Below are 17,362 nucleotides of genomic sequence, written 5' to 3' on the forward strand. Positions count from 1 at the left end.
TCATTATTCTTAAAACACCCTCTGTCAAAAGGCAGAGGGTGTTTTTTTTATGCAAAAAAATAGAAGCAGTATTGTGCACTTATATTTTATAAATTCATATTTTTAGACAAAAATTAAGCACAGAAGTGCTCAAAATACAGTTTATTTTGTAGAAAAACTGAACGCATAGGTGCAGTAATTTGCCTGTTTTTTAGACTTTTGTCGCGTGTCTGCTGTTTTTACCCTGTGCTGAAATAGCGTCCTTATATTGGGTCTTGGCTTTAAAACATTAAAAATAAAAATAAATTGCACGGCCAATCTGAGCAAAACAGCAAAGAAATTTAAACTCACAGGAGGTGAGCTGTGACAACAGGTACATTAAATGTCAATCAAGTAATTGATGAAGCTAAATTTACACCATTTCATTTTAAAGTTGTGTTCTGGTGTTTGCTGATTATTTTATTTGACGGCTATGATTTGGCAATCAATGGCGTAGCGCTGCCGCTGCTCATGCAAGAGTGGTCACTGACAGCTGTACAAGCCGGTATGCTGGCAAGTACAGCGCTGGCTGGGATGATGTTTGGCGCAATGATGTTTGGCACATTGGCTGACAAAATTGGCCGTAAAAAAGTGATATTAATTTGTGTAGTACTGTTCAGCGGTTTTACCTTTGCTGGAGGATTTGCATCGAACCCGACAGAATTCGGTTTGCTGCGCTTTTTGGCTGGTTTGGGCATAGGCGGTGTCATGCCAAATTTGGTTGCATTGACCTCTGAATATGCACCTCAGCGCCTGCGTGCTACTTTGGTAACTACAATGTTTAGCGGCTATGCGGTGGGCGGTGTCATGGCGGCGCTGTTTGGCGCATGGTTTACGCCAAGTTTTGGCTGGGAAATCATGTTTTTCATTGCCGGTGTTCCATTATTGCTTTTGCCGCTGCTTTGGAAATTTTTACCTGAGTCATTGACTTTTTTAGTGAAGGTGCAAAAAAATGAACAAGCTTGTGCTATTTTGCAGCGTTTAGAGCCTGAAGCGAATATTCAGCTGAATGCAAAACTGGAACTGACTGAAGTGAAAGTTGCAGAACCTGCATTTGTCAGCAGCTTATTTAAGCAAGGCCGTTCAGGCAGTACACTGTTGTTTTGGCTGGCTTTCTTTATGTGTTTACTGACACTGTATGCTTTGGGCAGCTGGCTGCCAAAATTGATGATGGCTGCAGGCTATTCAATGGGCAGCAGTTTGATGTTCTTGCTGGCAATGAACATTGGTGCCGTGATAGGCACTGTCGGCGGCGGTATTTTGGCTGATAAGTTTCACTTAAAGCCCGTGATTATTACGCTTTGTCTTTCGGGGGCTGTGGCGCTGTCGCTGCTGGGCTTCAAATCTCCGCAGCCGGTTATTTACCTGCTGGTTGCTGTTGCAGGCGCATCAGCGATTGGTTCTCAAATATTGCTCTATAGTTATGTTGCGCAATATTACCCGTTATCTGTGCGTTCTACAGGCATTGGCTGGGCTTCTGCGGTTGGCCGCAGCGGTGCAATTGTTGGCCCGATCTTGATTGGCATGCTCTTGGGAATGGAACTGCCGCATCAAATTAATTTTATGGCAGTCGGTTTTCCTGTAGTAATTGTAGCGATAGCTGTGGCGCTGATTGTACGCACAGAGCGTACAGCCGATGTTGACTCGGTAAAAGTTCCAAAGAAAGCTTATAAATCAATTAAGACTTAAATAGATTTTTAAGCTATTTTAAAAAATATGTAGAAAGACCTCCAATTTTGGAGGTTTTTTAATGCAAATTTTTACTATAAATTACGAATAATTAGACTAATGTTGAATTTTTATGACACCATAAATTATGTGAATATTGCTTAAAATTACTTTAGTAAATGGCTTCAGCTTTGTTCTAACACGCAAAATTTAAAACTGAAGGGCGCTAGTTAAAGTGCAACACAACACAGCTTCACAGGAGGTGAATAATGTCTAAAGCAGTAAATGTGAATGATATTATTGATCACGCAAAATTTTCAGGATTCCATTTTAAAGTTCTTGCTTGGTGCTTGCTCATTATTTTATTTGATGGCTATGACTTGGCAATTAACGGCGTAGTTTTACCCCTATTAATGGAAGAGTGGGGTTTAAGTGCCATGCAAGCGGGAATGCTTGCAAGTACGGCATTGGCAGGGATGATGTTTGGCGCCATGATTTTTGGCTCTTTAGCTGATAAAATTGGCCGTAAAAAAGTCATCATGATTTGTATCGTGTTGTTCAGCGGTTTAACTTTTGCTGGCGGTTTTGCTTCAAATCCAACTGAATTTGCTATTTTACGTTTTCTTGCGGGTCTAGGTATTGGCGGTGTAATGCCAAACCTCGTGGCATTAACTTCTGAATATGCACCGCAAAAAATGCGCAGTACTTTGGTGACAGGCATGTTCAGCGGTTATGCAGTAGGCGGTGTCATGGCTGCTTTATTAGGTGCATGGTTTACGCCAAGTTTTGGCTGGGAAATCATGTTCTTTATCGCAGGTATTCCATTATTGTTATTGCCGATTATTTGGAAATTTTTACCTGAATCTTTAACGTTCATTGTGCAGCAAAACCGTCAGGCGGAAGCGCGTGCAATTGTTCGTCAGCTAGATCCTAAAGTTACTGTACAAGAGACAACAACATTTGAATTAAATACGGTTGATGTGCCTGAATCTGCAAGTGTGATGAGCCTATTCCGCCGCGGCCGCGCCCTGAATACCATCTTGTTCTGGATTGCATTTTTTACTTGTTTGCTGACGATGTATGCGCTTAGCAGCTGGCTTCCTAAGCTGATGATGGCTGCAGGCTATTCTATGGATAACAGCTTAATGTTCATGATGGTGATGAATGTAGGCGCTGTTGTCGGTATTGTCGGCGGCGGTATTTTGGCTGACCGTTTCCACTTGAAGCCAGTATTGATGTTCTTGGGCATAATGGGCGCTATTGTAATGAGCTTAATGGGCTTCCAGTCTAACCAGTTCTTGCTCTACATTTTAGTGTTCTTGGCAGGTGCTGCATCTATTGGTTCGCAAATGCTGCTGTACAGCTATGTAGCGCAGTTCTATCCATTGGCTGTACGTTCAACAGGGATTGGCTGGTCATCTGCTATTGGCCGTATGGGTGCGATTATTGGCCCAATCTTAATTGGCGGCCTGCTAGGCATGAATTTGCCGGCGCACTTTAACTTTATTGCGGTTGGTTTACCTGTATTGATCACGGCAATTGCGGTTGCACTGATTATGCATGACACAGACTCTGACAAAGTTGAAGCGGCGCAGCCTGCTAAAGCTTAAGTTCTGATTCTTTAAAAAGAAAAGCCTCCGAAAGGGGGCTTTTTTATTATGTATTTATTTTGATTTGTAGTATTTTAAAGCATATTAAAAAAAATATGAGGGATAAATGGGAGGTTGGTTAGTTGTGCAAAGTATAGTTTCATTTATGGCTAACCTTTTTACTATTTTTGCATCTGGAATCGCTATATGGCTTTTCTTTTCAAAGGCGAGTGAAATTAAAATAGCTTTTAATTTATTACTAAATTGGTCATTTCAATTAACTTTAACTGATCTAAAAGCAAAAATAGAACGTCTTAATGAGTATTCTGCTAAAAAGCCTGAAGAACTAGAAGAAATTAGAAATATTTTGCATGAAATTGTAGGGCAGATGCGTGGGAATAGAAAAATTGTTCAGAGTTCTGATGAGTTAATTTCTAAGATAGAAAAATTGGCGCTTAGTAGAAATTTAGATGAACCACGAAAGCGCTCAATCATTAGTGAAATTCGTGAAGTGTTAAGAAACATGCAAGTAAATTCAGTTGCATCACCATTGGAGTAATAAATGTCAAAAATTATTCAAGCTGTAAATTCAATGATAAGTAATTCAAAATTAATTACAAATGTTTTAGCTAGTACAAGTAAAGAATATTTTTTTCTTTACAATCAAAAATATAAATGGTCGATGAGAAAAGTAAATCTAGATGAGTATTCATTATGGTTTTACCCAGGCACGCAATCTTTGGATGAGCTAGTAAATACTTTAGATCATGAGTGGGAGTATGTTCAAATGATTCATTATTCGTCTAAAGATTTAGCGACTAAAGAGTCTTTAGATAGTTTTAAAGAGTTATTCACTATTCTTGAAGAAAAGGTTTTTGGGATGGATTCAGTATTAGACGATATTATTAGTGATTTACCATTTTAAGTTGAATTGATATTTCTTTAGAACATAATCAAGTTATTAAAAAGTTAGTGAAAGTATTATGAAACTCAACTCCATCTCCCCAATCCCTGAAGACGATGACGAACTTCACCTGCCTGAACTGGTGTATTGGGCATCTCTAGGTGAAGCAGCCGAAGTCGAAAAAAGCCTAGCAAATGGTGTAGACGTCAACCAAACCGATGACGAAGGCTACAGCGCACTGCAAGCAGCCGCAGAAAACGGCTATTTGGACGTTGTTAAGCTGTTGGTGAACAAAGGTGCAGACCTGCAGCATAAAGCGCCTTATACGGCCTTAGAGCTTGCAGAAATGGCAGAACAGACAGAAGTCGTGAACTTTTTAAAGAGCTTATAAACCGCTTGAAATGAATAGCGCAGATACGAAAAAACCCCATCTTCCTGATAGGGCTTTTCGATATTTCGTAAGCTAGGTAAAACTCCTGTCGTACCTCACATCCTGGTGCATCAACTTATTATTCTTTTTTTCAAGTTTGGAAACGTCCTGTTTCCTGATAAACACAAATTAAGCTAAATTGAACCGCCTGCCTAGCTGCTGATTTCCCCATCTGCTGTAAGCAAATACGTACATAATAAAATTAGCTACTTAGCAAAAGTTAAGCTGCGTAATGGTCATCGGCATTAAACATATTAGCCTGAATTTGTATCAGCTTGCGGTTGCCTTGTTCACCATTCATACGCCAATGCGCAATTTTGACATTATCTACAATGGCAACATCACTCTTATGCCACTGCAGCAGCAAAGCATCTTTGTACAAGGCTTGGAAAAACTGCTGTTTTTCTTCATCCGTCCATTCAATGATTTGACCTTGCTGATCATAAATTTCCCAAGTCAGCTGCATGCCGTCAGCAGTAGAGTCAATGTCTAAGCTGCCGCGGTTTTCAAAACAGTTTTGCGCCGCTTGATGGGCAAAGGGGTTGGTATTATTGGCAAAAGCCCATGGCTGCACTGCCAGCTTTTTCGTATCTGGGTGATGAATGACAAAAGGGGAACGCTGCAGTGTCAGTTTGGCTTTTTTATCTTTACGCATTTCTAAACTGAAAGGGCTTTTTTTCAGCAATAGGCGGTCAATCGGATTAATTTTACGGGCAGAAATATAAGAAAAATGATTCCATGCGCCGAGATATTTTTTTTGTAAAGCAATGGGGAAATTTTGCCAGATACGTTCTAAGTTATTAAAACCTGTTTCTGCTAAATAGACAGACGGTTCTTGGCAAAACAGGGCAATGTAGCGGGAACGTTCAGAGCGGACACCGCCTTCTACATGCGGGCCTTGAACTGAATTTTCTGCTGGTCCCAGCTGGACCGTATGACGGCCTAAATAACGGCGGTAGTCACCTGCACCTAAGATGCCTTCGCTGTATTTACGCATCCAAGATGCGGCCCAGCCGGGCATATCGGGGTTAAATGAATTCCACGGTTCAAGCTGAAAATATTGTTCAATCAGTTTTTGGAACTGTTCAGGGCGCTCAATCTGATAACCGCGGAAAATTAAAATGCCGTATTCGTGCAGCTGCTGTAAAAGCTCTTGGCGGTGTGAGCCAATATATTGTGCAAGTGATGCTTCTGAATTGTGATTTTCATCTGCGGCAGAAAAAATTTTGGCATAGTCGTTTAAAAAATGCTGCTGAGGCTGCATGTATTCTTCTCTCTTTGTTTTTATTGTGGCTGCCGAATCCTTCGGCAGATGCGCTGCATTATGAGTCAGCATGCGCAAAACGTATGAAAATTATAAGTAGAGTTTTGCATAAACGCTGTTCATTTTATGCTGAAACTGTGACTTTACGACAAACTGCAGCTGTAAAGATAAAACTTAGACATTAAAAAGCCCCGACATCCTGTCGAGGCTTTTTAGATTCCTTTGTAGGTAAAACTCCTGTTGTACCTTGCAGCATCCAGCGGCTTATTTATTGTTATTCTTATTCAGACATCCTGTCTTGTATGGGTTAAATATAAGCTGGAAGACTTGCAGTGCCTAGCCTCAAATATCTGCATATGGTGTAAGCCAAAGCGTACATTGGCGGCTGTTTTTTAATTACAGTTTTTTTATGATTTTTAATACATTGAATTTTATAGTAATTACAAAATATTAGATTTATTCTGCTTATAAAAATTTCGGATATAACACCGATACTGAGACTGTTTCATATATTGAAATGAATTGATACTGCATAAAGCATTCAGGCGTCGGTAGATGATTGAAGCGGCGCTATAAAAAAAGCCCCGACATCCTGTCGGGGCTTTTTTGTGTACTTTTACTGATCTGGCTCCTGCCGTATCATTTTGCTGTAATTATCTTTTATTCTCTATTTTTAGTTTTTTCAGCTTCCTGCTGTTTTATTTTTCTTTCAAGACATCCTGTCTTGCTATGGATTAACTATAGCGGTTTGATGATCAGCTGGATAGCTGACAAACTGGACAAGCTATGTACGTTAAAGCTTACAGAATAGGCTGCTAACGCAGCAGAAATTTACAGAAAGACGGTATGACTCTGCAGATGAGTATGGCGAGAAAAATAAAGAAATTTGAGCTAAGCACATATAAGCATTAAACGAAAAAAGCCTCGACATCCTGTCGAGGCTTTTTCGGATTCATTCTAGCGGTATAACTCCTGTCGTACCGTATGCTTCCTGCGTCTATCCTGCTTATCATTATTGTTTTAGGCTTTGGAGACTTCCTGTCTCTCTATGAATCCTATATTAGCGATACAGTGAATAAGTGAAAAGTGGTCAATATCTGCAGCTGCTGTAAGCTATGGCTTACAGCATGGTTTATGCGCTGACGTATTTCACCAGTTTATCAAAAGCTGCTTTTAGGGCTTTGTTGTCAAATTCATTGCCTTCAAATGTTTCTGCACGGTTGCGGGAAAAAATATCACGGATTTCCACTACAGCATTGGTGTCAACCAAGCCTAACTGGGTTGCGACTTGACGGATTTGATCGATTGAACGTGAACCGTTGGTCGAACCATAACTTACATAGGCAGCCGGTTTTCCAGCCCATTCTTTGCCAATATAGTCGAGCGCATTTTTTAAAGCCGGGCTGTAGCCATGGTTATATTCAGGACTGATGAAAATGAAAGCATCGCCTTTGCTGATTTGTGCTGCCCATTCCACTTGTTTGGGCTGATCATAGATACCGGACATAGGTGCGTGAGCGCCTGCAAAAAAAGGCAGATTCCATTCTTTCAGATCGACTATTTCAAACTGAACTGTGCTGAATTCATAGCTTTTGATTTGAGACTGAATCCATTCTGCAACTTTTAATGCAGTGCGGCCTTCACGTACGCTGCCCACAATAATTTGGATATTCATAAGCTTCTCGATGATTTTTGAAAATTAAAATAATTTGTAAATTTTGTATGGTCTTGATCTGTAAATAATAAAAAAGCACCTTCAGGTGCTTTTTTAGCTGTGGCCTTACATGATTTTAATGCCTTGCTGGCCAGCTGGCGTGACTTTGAAGATTTCAACTTCAAAAGTAATATTTTTGCCTGCAAGCGGGTGGTTGAAATCCACTTCAGTGATGTCTTCACCGACGGTTTTTACCACGCCATATAAGCTTTGTTTGGCTTTGTCTTCAAACTCGATCATGTGGCCTTCAATTGGACGCTGTTCAAATTTTACAGTGTCAAACTTCTGTACATTTTCAGGGTTCCAAGGGCCAAAGGCATCTTCTGGCGGCAAGCTGACAGTACGGCGGTCACCTGCGCGTAAACCGAACAGGGCTTTTTCAAAACCAGGCAGTAAGCTGCCGTCGCCCATAACGAGACTGACAGGTTCTGCGCGGCTGCGGGTATTGTCAATTTCTACGCCATTTTCAATCGCAACTGAAAAGTGAAGCTCAACTTTAGAGCCGTCTTCAATGCGTGTTTCTTCGTTTGGATGAATAAAATCAGTCATTTTTTTGCGCTTCCGCACGCTGAATACGCTGCTTCTCAAGGAAGAAGGTATCAATCAACAATAAGATAGTGCCAAGTGTAATGGCGCTGTCTGCAATATTAAATGCAGGAAAGTGGCTGTTGCTGTAGTACACGTGAATAAAATCGACCACATAGCCTAATGCCACGCGGTCAATTAAGTTGCCGATTGCACCGCCTAAGATAAGGGCAATTGCCAGCGGCAAAACTTTCACGGTTTTTGGCATACGCATGAGCCAAAATACGAAAATAACAGACACTAAACCTGCAAGGGAGGTAAAGAAGTAACGCTGCCATCCGCCGGCATCGGACAAGAAACTAAAGGCTGCGCCATAGTTATGCAGTAATGTCCAATTTAAAAAGGGCAGTACAGGCACAGGATCTGCATAGTTCAGATGTGTGCTTGCAATCCATTTGGTCCATTGATCCAAAATAATCGCAGCAATGGATAAACCCACCCACACTAAATTGTGCGGGTAGAATTGAAAGAAGCCCTTTTTATCTTGCGGATTAGGCATATTTTCTCTCTTCGCCTTGGCCTGTAGGAAGGTTGATAATACAACGGCCGCATAAACCTGGATGTGATGAATGTGTATTCACATCTGGCAGTACATGCCAGCAGCGTACACATTTTTCACCGTCTGCGGCTGAAACGTGCACATTCAAGCCTTCAAGATCAGATGCTTCACCTTGCGCAGCATCGAATTCATTGACAATGACTTGAGATGTAATCAGAACGAAACGAAGTTCGTCGCTTAGCTTATCAAGCACTGCTTTTAATTCGCTAGATGCCCAAAGTTCAACTTTTGCAGATAAGTTCGAGCCAACGGTTTTTTCTGCACGCGCAGCTTCAATAAACTTGTTTACTGCAGATTTTACTGAGATAAGCGTTTGCCATTCAGTTTCTGTCAATACGTTTGCTGCAGATGCAGCAGGGATGTCATACCATTCAGCCGTAAATACGTATTTCTCAGTTTGACCTGGGATCAGAGGCCAAGCTTCTTGTGCAGTAAAGCTTAAGATTGGCGACATCCAGCGAACAAAAGCTTGAACCAAATGATACAGCGCAGTCTGTGCAGAACGGCGGGCTTGAGAGTCTGCTTTCGTTGTGTACTGGCGGTCTTTGATGATGTCTAAGTAGAAACCGCCCAAGTCGTTGATACAGAAGTTGGTTAAAGCATTGGTTACGATATGGAAGTTCATATCTTCGTATGCTTGCTGAATGGTTTTTTGAACTTCGTTTGCGCGCTGTAAGATGTATTGATCCAATGCGATCAAGTCATCTGCTGCTAAGCAATCTGTCGATGGCTCGAAACCATTGAGATTTGCTAATAAGAAACGCAGTGTGTTACGGATACGGCGGTAGCCGTCAGACGCGCGGCTAAAGATTTCTTTACCAGCGGTCATTTCATAGCGGTAATCCGCAGATGCGATCCAGAAGCGTAAACCGTCTGCACCCATATCTTTAATGATGTCTTGCGGCGTGATGATGTTGCCTAAAGACTTCGACATCTTACGGCCTTTCTCGTCGACCACGAAGCCGTGTGTGAGCAAGCCTTTGTATGGCGCACGTTCATTGATCGCAATAGAAGTTAAAAGCGAAGACTGGAACCAGCCGCGGTGCTGGTCTGAACCTTCAAGGTACAAATCAGCAGGATCAGTCAATTCTTCACGTTCACGAAGTACTGCATAATGCGTTGTACCTGAGTCGAACCATACGTCTAGCGTGTCACGGATTGCATTGTACTGTTCAGCGTCATCACCAATGAAGTCTTTGGCTTCACGGTTGAACCATGCATCAATACCTTCTTGTTCAATCAGTTTCGCAACGTCTTCGATCAACTCAGGTGTACGCGGGTGCAATTCATTGGTGTCTTTATGAACGAAGAATGGAATTGGCACGCCCCACGTCCGTTGACGTGAGATACACCAATCAGGACGGCCTTCGATCATCGCTTGAATACGGTTTTTACCCCAATCCGGTACAAAGCTGATGTCATTTTCAATGGCGTTTAATGCATTTTGACGTAAGCCTTGCGCATCCATGCTGATGAACCATTGCGGTGTCGCACGGAAAATGATTGGTGTTTTGTGGCGCCAGCAATGCGGGTAGCTATGCTTAATCACGACATGCGCCCAAAGCTTGGTTGCTTCAGTCAATGCTGCAATAATTTTGGGGTTGGCTTTATAAATGTGCTCGCCCGGGAAAATAGGTGAAGTTGGCAAATACACACCATTGCCGCCAACTGGGTTTTCAACTTTCAAGTTGTACTGTAAGCCGACTTTATAGTCGTCCACACCATGGCCCGGTGCGGTATGTACAGCGCCTGTACCGCTGCCGTCTGTGACGTGCTCACCCAAGATCACTGGCACTTGACGCTCAGCAATTAAAGGATGCTGCAGAACAAGATTTTCAAGTTTTGCACCTGTAAATTCAGCAAGGACTTCAAATGCAGTGAAGCCATAACGCGTCGTTGCAGACTCAACCAATGATTTTGCAAGGATGAAGTTTTGCGCCGCTTTGTCTTCGCCTGTTGCTTTAACCAATTGATATTCTAGGTCTGTATGCAGTGCCACAGCTTGGTTGGCAGGCATGGTCCAAGGTGTTGTTGTCCAAATCACGATGTCTGTACGATCCGCGATTTGTACACCTAAACGTGCCGATAAATCTGCTAAATCAACAACAGTGAAACCGACGTCAATTGCGTCAGATTTTTTATCTTCGTATTCAACTTCAGCTTCAGCCAATGATGAACCGCAGTCTAAACACCAGTTTACAGGCTTAAGACCCGGCTCGATGTGACCTGCTTTAGCAATTGCGCCAACTGAACGGACGATATCTGCTTCTTGCTTGAAGTTCATTGTTAGGTAAGGATTGTCCCAATCACCGAACACGCCCATGCGCACGAAGTCTTTCTTTTGCAGTTCAACTTGTGTGTATGCATATTCACGGCATGCTTTACGGAAAGTAGGGGCATCAACTTTAACGCCAACTTTACCGACTTTTTCTTCAACTTTAAGTTCGATTGGCAGACCGTGACAGTCCCAGCCTGGTACGTATGGCGCATCAAAGCCATCCATGACACGGCTTTTGATAATAATATCTTTTAAAACTTTGTTGACCGCATGACCCAAATGGATTTGACCGTTTGCGTATGGAGGGCCGTCATGAAGCACATATTTTTTCTTGCCAATACGCGACTCACGAATCTGCTGATAAATGTTGTCGGCATACCACTCTTCTAACCATTTCGCTTCACGTACTGCTAAGTTTGCTTTCATTGCAAAGTCAGTACCTGGGAGGTTTAGCGTGGCTTTGTAGTCCACTGCATTTTCAGGAGTTTGCTTATCGCTCATGCAAGTTGTCATCCAATTCAATCCGTCTGAGACGGACGCGTTTTACAATAAAAAATAGGGTTAATTAAACGGAAATGCTGGGGTATTTTGCCGAAACTCAAGAAGTTTTTCGACATCATCATCAATTCCCGCTTTTAAGGCTTCAAGCGACGGATAGTCCTTTTCACCATGTAAATAGTTGAGGAACGTCACCCGCATTAACAGGCCATACAGATTAGCAGAAACATTGGGAAAATGTACTTCTAAACGCCATTCTGGATGCACATGCTTAATCGCAGGGCGGGTGCCGACATGACCTGCGCCGAATAGGGCAGTCGGGTCATAGCCGTCAACACCAAGATAAGCAGGGTTGTCCTGCTGTACTTTGGCTTTTAAAGATGCTGTTTCACATATCACTTCCACGCCATAAATGCCATTCAGGCAGGGTTTATGGCGGTTTAAGCGCACATTAATGGTTGGGAAATCAATCGTGCGGCCAATTTGATCGCCATATTGCACACGTCCAGTAATGCTGTACGGACGGCCCAATAATTTCGCTGCATGGGCTAAATCGCCTGCCTGCAGCGTTTGCCGTACTAAGGTTGAACTGACACGTTCACCATCGACCTCAATATTTTGTAAATCAGTTACATGAAAGCCGTGCTGGCGTAGAAATTCGCTGTTGCCTTGACGGTTTTTACCAAAGTGATGGTCTTCGCCCAAAACTAAACTTTGCGTATTGAGTTTGTATTTTAAGATGTTGCAAAAGGCTTCAGCGCTAAGGTTGCGGAATTCATTATCAAACTTCGCGACAACAATATAATCCACGCCAAGCTGCGTTAAATATTCAACCTTTTCACGCAATGATGAAATACGCGGCGGCGCATCATACGCTTTAAAAAATTCCAGCGGCTGCGGCTCAAAAATCATTACTGCCGTTTTTAAGTTTTGCTGCTGGGCAATATCTTTGAGCTGGCTGACCATTGCTTGATGACCCACATGCACCCCATCAAAATTGCCAATAGTTAGGGCCGTTTTGGGGAATTCTAAGTTGGGCGCTAAAGCATTCAGACGGAGCAGCTTCATGGGCGAATTAAATCGTTGAAAATGTTTGAGGGCTATATATTGCCATATTCTTGAGCATTCGTCTTGTTGTTGTGTTTTTAGTCAAAAAAAATCTGAAGTTTAGTTTTAAATATAAGTAAAACTGATTCTAAAAATAAATATTAATCAATTTTTCTTATTTATGGGTTTGGCTATGATAAGCACAGCTTCTTTAAAGAGAATAAAGACATGCAAAAAGTCTGCATTTCACAGACCCCAATTCATACGATGATCCGTCAGTTTACGCCGAATTGGTTTACGGTCTGCATGGGTACTGGCGCGGCTGCGCTGATTATATCAGAATTTCCTGTATTGCTGGGGTTCACATGGTCAGCTGGCGCGGCGCTTTGGCATTTCAATATCCTGCTATTTATCTTATTCAGCGTGTTATATGCGCTGCGCTGGATCTATTATCCTGCGGAAGCGAAACAAATTTTTAAGCACCCGATGATGTGCTTGTTTCTTGGCGCTATTCCAATGGCGCTGGCGACCATTATCAATGGCTTTTTTAAATATGGTCAGTTCATTTACGGCAGCGGTGTGATGGTTTGGGCTGAGATGCTTTGGTATGCCGATGTCATTTTGGCTATTGCGACGGCATGGCTGGTACCCTTTATGATGTTTCAGCGTCAAGAACACCAATTGCAAAACATGACGGCAGTCTGGCTGCTGCCGATTGTCGCATGTGAAGTTGCTGCCAGCAGCGGAGGGATGTTGGTTGCGCATTTGCCTGCCAATGCGCATGCAGCCGGTATTTTACTGGGCAGTTATGTGCTGTGGGGTATTTCTGTTTTACCTGCTTTTGCCATATTGAGCATTTTGATGCTGCGTTTAGCGCTGCATAAGCTGCCTGCCAAAGAGCTGGCTGGCAATTGGCCCTATAGGCACAGGCGCTTTGGCATTATTGCTGCTGGGCGCTCAAGCGCCTGCAGTGCTGGCAAGTATTGGCTATGCGGAAATGGGCCATCTATTTCACTATGCAGGCATTTTCGGCAGTCTGATTTTGCTGGGTTTCGGCCTTTGGTGGTTAGGTATTGCAGTCATGACCACGCTGCATCATGCCAGAAAAGATTTGCCGTTTAATCTTGGCTGGTGGGGGCTGACATTTCCTCTTGGGGTGTTCACGCTCGCGGTTTTGAACTTGGCGCAGCAGCTGCATTTTGATTTTATCTATATGGCTGCTTATGTGCTTGCTGCGGTTTTAATGCTGCTTTGGACACTGGTGGCTGCCAAAACTGCTCAGGGGTTTTATCAGGGGCATTTATTCTTTTCACCCTGTCTTAAAAGCTATTTAGAGCAGCATTGAGATAAGGCCCTGTGCATTTGATGGTTTAACGCATGGGGCTGTTTATATATTGAACATGATGGAGCTGTGCGATTCAGCACGGCCTAAGGGCCGCGCCTTATGTTGAATCACCGGCATCAGCTTTGCTGTAAACTCTATTATGTCTGTTCAGATGAAGCGCAGCTTGCGTTTAACGGCGGAATTCACAAAGCAAATGCCGGATAATTATGGTATATGAGTGCAGGTTTGATCTGCAACATCTGTCAGGAGGGGCGAATGAGCCAGAAAATTGCATTAATTATGGCGCTGCCGAGTGAATCTAAGGGTTTATTTGAACAAGCGGGCATTGATGTGCATTACAGCGGTATTGGCAAAGTTAATGCTGCTTTTAAAGCCATTGAAGTTATTCAGAAAACTGGCTGCAGCGTATTGCTGAATTTAGGAACCGCAGGCAGTTCGCATTTTGACGCACATGCTTTGGTTGAAGTGATGCAGTTTGTGCAGCGGGATATGGATGTATCGCCGCTGGGCTTTGCTGTAGGTGTGACCCCTATGGACCATGACTATCCTGCTGAAATTGTATTAGAGTCCTATTTTCCGCATTTGCCGCAAGGGGTTTGCGGGACAGGAGACAGCTTTGAAACCGGCATGCCGAAAGTGCCATGCAATTTAGTTGATATGGAGGGCTACGCGCTGGCAAAAGTGTGCAAGAAGCTGGGAGTGCGTTTGGTGTCGGTTAAATATATTACGGATGGCGCGAACGATACGGCGCATTTGGACTGGGAAGAAAATTTACTGCTGGGTGCAAAAAAATTATTATCGTTATATCAGACAGTGGAATAAATACTATAAAAAAGGTCGGCGGCCATATGTGACTATGGCCGAATGCCAATCATTATCTACCTTTAGGCAAACCTTATGGATTGCGGGGGATTACGCCGTAAAGCATCATGTGTACAGTGTGCTGAATCACACGCTGGTGCATGCTGCGGTTGCGCAGGGTTTTACCCGTCACCATTTCTATTTGCGTTGAAAAGTCCGCATAGTTTTGCGTCACTGCCCAAATATTAAAAATCAGGATTTCAGGATCAATATCCTTTGAAATTTTACCCTGTTCTTGCCAGTTGCTGATGACCTTAGCCTTGCGTTTTACCAACTTTTTCAATGGGCCTTTTAAAATCTCAAGAATATGCGGCGCGCCTTGAATCACTTCTAATGCGAATAAGCGGGAAGCTTTAGGCTGAGTGCGAGAGACTTCAATTTTTTGAATCAAATAATTGGTAATTGCTTCTTCAGGTTCTAAATCAGCTTCAAGGGTTTGCAGCGGCGCGAGCCATTTTTGCAAAACAGTGGTTAAAACTTCGACATAAAGCGCCTCTTTATTTTCATAATAATAGAAAATATTCGATTTATGCATTTCTGCAATTTGCGCGATTTCATCCAGACTTGCACCGCTAAATCCATAGACGGAAAAAACATCTAGAGCAGCACTTAAGAGCTGGTTGCGTTTTTGGGTACTCTTTTTTTGTTCCATTAGCACTTTAAAACAATCAAAAGGGGGATCGGGAATTGTACGGCAAATCATCAGACTTGTGCACAATCAAACTTTGTAATTTTATGAATATTGACAATTTATTTTTTAGATAAGCTTGTAAATTACCTTGCATGGCTAGGAAAATGCAAATAAAAAAATTATTTATAATTTAAAGAATGATAGTTTTTATTCATAAGACTGTATAGATGCTGCAGACATAGAAGATAAGCCTGACATTTTTTGAGAATAAGTTTTAGGCTTTGCCGCGCCCATAATTGGGTGGTTCATTATGGGCGCTGACGGTTAAATCATGACTCAGGTTGCAAGCACCGCATTTAAAACTTGCTGCTCCAGCTGGCTGAACGCAATGCTTTTTTGACGCGGACGCGGTAAATCTGCAATGAATTGAGAGGTAATGCGGCCTTTGTCTAGCAGAATAATGCGGTCTGCTAGCGTTACAGCTTCACTGACATCATGTGTCACCAAAATGGCTGTAAAGCCCTGTTCGGTCCAAAGTTTTTCAATCAGGTTCTGCATGTCCAGACGAGTCAATGCATCTAAAGCGCCGAGCGGTTCGTCCAAGAGTAAAATACGCGGCTGATGTGAAAGGGCGCGGGCCAAGGCTGTACGCTGACGCTGGCCGCCAGAAAGCTGTGAAGGCCAAAGCGCTGCTTTTTCTTTTAAGCCGACTTTCTCCAGCATGCTGGAGGCATTGGCATGCTGTTCTTTAGCTAGGCCCAGCTGCACATTTTGTTCAATACTGCGCCATGGCAGCAGGCGCGGATCTTGGAACATGACAAGGATGTCGTCTGAAGTAATGCCTTCACGTAAATGGCGTGCAGATTTAAATTTGATTTCGCCGTAACTGGGCTGCTCCAAGTCTGCTATCAGGCGAAGCAGGGTGCTTTTACCGCAGCCGCTGCGTCCAACGATGGCAATAAATTCACCCTGCTGGATATGCAAGTCCAAATCTTCCAGCACTTTGACGCTGCCATAAAATTTGTGCAGCTGTTCGATATGAATCTCCGCCCCTATGACCGCATTGGGGTTAATGTCAGAGGAGGGGCTGCTTTGTGCAGGCGTTTCATCGGCATGACGGCCTATGCTTAAATCAGTCATCATTTGTTCCTTCATTATTTTTGATAGCCTGAGTGCCAGCGCAGCAGGTATTTTTCTAATGTGACGGCTAAAACGTCAGCCAGTTTTCCCAGCAGGGCGTACAGTAAAATGCCAACCAATACGATATCGGTTTGCAAAAATTCACGTGCATTCATCGTCATGTAGCCAATGCCTGCTTGTGCTGAAATGGTTTCTGCAACAATCAGCAATACCCAAACCAAACCCAATGAAAAACGCAGGCCAACTAAAATGGAAGGCATAGCGCCCGGCAGAATAATGTCTTTGTACAGCTGCCAGCGTGTCAGTCCATAGCTTTTTCCCATCTCAATGAGCTGCGGATCAACTGAGCGGATACCGTGATAGGTATTGATGTAAACAGGGAAAAACACACCGGCGGCAACTAAAAAAAGTTTGGCGCTTTCGTCAATGCCGAACCATAAAATGACCAGCGGAATTAAAGCCAGTGCTGGAATGTTCCGAATCATTTGAAGTGTGGTATCAAGCAGTGTCGATGCTGTTTTCGAAGAGCCGTTTAATAGGCCCAGCAATAGGCCTAGACCGCCGCCGACCAGCAAGCCCATCAAAGCGCGTCCAGCGCTGATTTGAACATGTTTCCAAAGTTCGCCGCTGATCAGCAGATTCCAAAAAGCGCTGACAACGGCACTTGGCGCGGGCAGCACGCGGCTTTGCAAAATGCCGCTGACAGAAGCGATTTGCCAGACTGAAATCAGGGCAATAGGAACCAGCCAAGGCAGCAAACGCTGTCCGATCTGTGTTCCACGTGAAACTTTCTTTTTAGGGAAAGTTGCAGCAGAAATTGTTTTGGACATG

The 17,362-nt window shown here is 43.1% G+C and carries 15 protein-coding genes and 1 pseudogene; 7 read left to right on the plus strand and 9 right to left on the minus strand.

Features of this window, described 5'->3' with window-relative positions; translation table 11 throughout:
- Positions 1-342: 342 nt before the first annotated feature.
- From D7V32_RS12260 to D7V32_RS12280, 5 genes are all read left to right on the plus strand, one after another.
- Positions 343-1,707 (plus strand): MFS transporter, encoded by a 1,365-nt coding sequence (locus tag D7V32_RS12260; protein WP_120403145.1) that lies wholly within the window; start codon positions 343-345, stop codon positions 1,705-1,707.
- A gap of 248 nt (positions 1,708-1,955) precedes the next feature.
- The gene (locus D7V32_RS12265) at positions 1,956-3,296 is read left to right on the plus strand and encodes an aromatic acid/H+ symport family MFS transporter (protein WP_407641550.1); all 1,341 of its coding nucleotides are present in this window, start codon (positions 1,956-1,958) and stop codon (positions 3,294-3,296) included.
- Between the two features lie 106 nt (positions 3,297-3,402).
- Complete coding sequence (locus D7V32_RS12270; protein ID WP_120403147.1) at positions 3,403-3,834, plus strand: hypothetical protein; 432 nt, start codon at positions 3,403-3,405, stop codon at positions 3,832-3,834.
- A gap of 3 nt (positions 3,835-3,837) precedes the next feature.
- Positions 3,838-4,200, plus strand: coding sequence for a hypothetical protein (locus tag D7V32_RS12275; protein ID WP_120403148.1), 363 nt, complete (start codon positions 3,838-3,840; stop codon positions 4,198-4,200).
- 58 nt (positions 4,201-4,258) lie between these two features.
- Complete coding sequence (locus D7V32_RS12280) at positions 4,259-4,570, plus strand: ankyrin repeat domain-containing protein (protein WP_120403149.1); 312 nt, start codon at positions 4,259-4,261, stop codon at positions 4,568-4,570.
- Positions 4,571-4,829: 259 nt separating this feature from the next.
- On the opposite strand, the gene D7V32_RS12285 is transcribed toward D7V32_RS12280, so the two are convergent.
- The 6 genes from D7V32_RS12285 to ribF form a co-directional block, all read right to left on the minus strand.
- Positions 4,830-5,945 (minus strand): TauD/TfdA family dioxygenase, encoded by a 1,116-nt coding sequence (locus D7V32_RS12285; protein ID WP_228200215.1) that lies wholly within the window; start codon positions 5,943-5,945, stop codon positions 4,830-4,832.
- A gap of 1,060 nt (positions 5,946-7,005) precedes the next feature.
- Entirely contained in the window at positions 7,006-7,548 is a 543-nt protein-coding gene (locus D7V32_RS12290; protein ID WP_120403150.1) for an NADPH-dependent FMN reductase, read from the minus strand.
- A gap of 105 nt (positions 7,549-7,653) precedes the next feature.
- Complete coding sequence (locus D7V32_RS12295) at positions 7,654-8,136, minus strand: FKBP-type peptidyl-prolyl cis-trans isomerase (RefSeq protein WP_120403151.1); 483 nt, start codon at positions 8,134-8,136, stop codon at positions 7,654-7,656.
- Positions 8,129-8,671 (minus strand): signal peptidase II, encoded by a 543-nt coding sequence (gene lspA / locus D7V32_RS12300; RefSeq protein WP_120403152.1) that lies wholly within the window; start codon positions 8,669-8,671, stop codon positions 8,129-8,131. The genes D7V32_RS12295 and lspA overlap by 8 nt, the downstream gene beginning before the upstream one ends.
- On the minus strand, positions 8,664-11,510 hold the full coding sequence (gene ileS / locus D7V32_RS12305) for an isoleucine--tRNA ligase (protein WP_120403153.1): 2,847 nt from the start codon (positions 11,508-11,510) through the stop codon (positions 8,664-8,666). Before ileS ends, lspA begins: the two co-directional genes overlap by 8 nt.
- A gap of 60 nt (positions 11,511-11,570) precedes the next feature.
- A complete protein-coding gene (ribF, locus tag D7V32_RS12310; RefSeq protein ID WP_120403154.1) occupies positions 11,571-12,575 on the minus strand; it encodes a riboflavin biosynthesis protein RibF in 1,005 nt (334 codons plus the stop codon).
- Between the two features lie 207 nt (positions 12,576-12,782).
- Here ribF and D7V32_RS12315 point away from each other — a divergent pair.
- Both D7V32_RS12315 and D7V32_RS12320 read left to right on the plus strand, forming a co-directional pair.
- Positions 12,783-13,899: pseudogene (locus D7V32_RS12315) on the plus strand (TDT family transporter).
- 255 nt (positions 13,900-14,154) lie between these two features.
- On the plus strand, positions 14,155-14,721 hold the full coding sequence (locus tag D7V32_RS12320; RefSeq protein WP_120403155.1) for a phosphorylase family protein: 567 nt from the start codon (positions 14,155-14,157) through the stop codon (positions 14,719-14,721).
- 73 nt (positions 14,722-14,794) lie between these two features.
- Here D7V32_RS12320 and D7V32_RS12325 read toward each other — a convergent pair whose 3' ends face one another.
- From D7V32_RS12325 to ssuC, 3 genes are all read right to left on the minus strand, one after another.
- A complete protein-coding gene (locus D7V32_RS12325; RefSeq protein WP_120403188.1) occupies positions 14,795-15,412 on the minus strand; it encodes a TetR/AcrR family transcriptional regulator in 618 nt (205 codons plus the stop codon).
- A gap of 315 nt (positions 15,413-15,727) precedes the next feature.
- Positions 15,728-16,531: an ABC transporter ATP-binding protein gene (locus D7V32_RS12330; protein WP_120403189.1), complete on the minus strand. Its 804-nt coding sequence runs from the start codon at positions 16,529-16,531 to the stop codon at positions 15,728-15,730.
- Between the two features lie 14 nt (positions 16,532-16,545).
- On the minus strand, positions 16,546-17,361 hold the full coding sequence (gene ssuC, locus D7V32_RS12335; protein ID WP_120403156.1) for an aliphatic sulfonate ABC transporter permease SsuC: 816 nt from the start codon (positions 17,359-17,361) through the stop codon (positions 16,546-16,548).
- Between the last annotated feature and the right edge of the window lies 1 nt (position 17,362).

Origin of the sequence: Acinetobacter tianfuensis, assembly GCF_003611465.1 — a bacterium.
Classification (GTDB): Bacteria; Pseudomonadota; Gammaproteobacteria; order Pseudomonadales; family Moraxellaceae; genus Acinetobacter; species Acinetobacter tianfuensis.

Excerpts from the sequence above, each read along its gene's own strand:
- D7V32_RS12265 (WP_407641550.1), top strand. The coding sequence starts at position 1,956 with ATGTCTAAAGCAGTAAATGTGAATGATATTATTGATCACGCAAAATTT.
- D7V32_RS12270 (WP_120403147.1), top strand. The coding sequence starts at position 3,403 with ATGGGAGGTTGGTTAGTTGTGCAAAGTATAGTTTCATTTATGGCTAAC.
- D7V32_RS12275 (WP_120403148.1), top strand. The coding sequence starts at position 3,838 with ATGTCAAAAATTATTCAAGCTGTAAATTCAATGATAAGTAATTCAAAA.
- D7V32_RS12280 (WP_120403149.1), top strand. The coding sequence starts at position 4,259 with ATGAAACTCAACTCCATCTCCCCAATCCCTGAAGACGATGACGAACTT.
- D7V32_RS12285 (WP_228200215.1), bottom strand. The coding sequence starts at position 5,945 with ATGCTGACTCATAATGCAGCGCATCTGCCGAAGGATTCGGCAGCCACA.
- D7V32_RS12290 (WP_120403150.1), bottom strand. The coding sequence starts at position 7,548 with ATGAATATCCAAATTATTGTGGGCAGCGTACGTGAAGGCCGCACTGCA.
- D7V32_RS12295 (WP_120403151.1), bottom strand. The coding sequence starts at position 8,136 with ATGACTGATTTTATTCATCCAAACGAAGAAACACGCATTGAAGACGGC.
- lspA (WP_120403152.1), bottom strand. The coding sequence starts at position 8,671 with ATGCCTAATCCGCAAGATAAAAAGGGCTTCTTTCAATTCTACCCGCAC.
- ileS (WP_120403153.1), bottom strand. The coding sequence starts at position 11,510 with ATGAGCGATAAGCAAACTCCTGAAAATGCAGTGGACTACAAAGCCACG.
- ribF (WP_120403154.1), bottom strand. The coding sequence starts at position 12,575 with ATGAAGCTGCTCCGTCTGAATGCTTTAGCGCCCAACTTAGAATTCCCC.
- D7V32_RS12320 (WP_120403155.1), top strand. The coding sequence starts at position 14,155 with ATGAGCCAGAAAATTGCATTAATTATGGCGCTGCCGAGTGAATCTAAG.
- D7V32_RS12325 (WP_120403188.1), bottom strand. The coding sequence starts at position 15,412 with ATGGAACAAAAAAAGAGTACCCAAAAACGCAACCAGCTCTTAAGTGCT.
- D7V32_RS12330 (WP_120403189.1), bottom strand. The coding sequence starts at position 16,531 with ATGACTGATTTAAGCATAGGCCGTCATGCCGATGAAACGCCTGCACAA.
- ssuC (WP_120403156.1), bottom strand. The coding sequence starts at position 17,361 with ATGTCCAAAACAATTTCTGCTGCAACTTTCCCTAAAAAGAAAGTTTCA.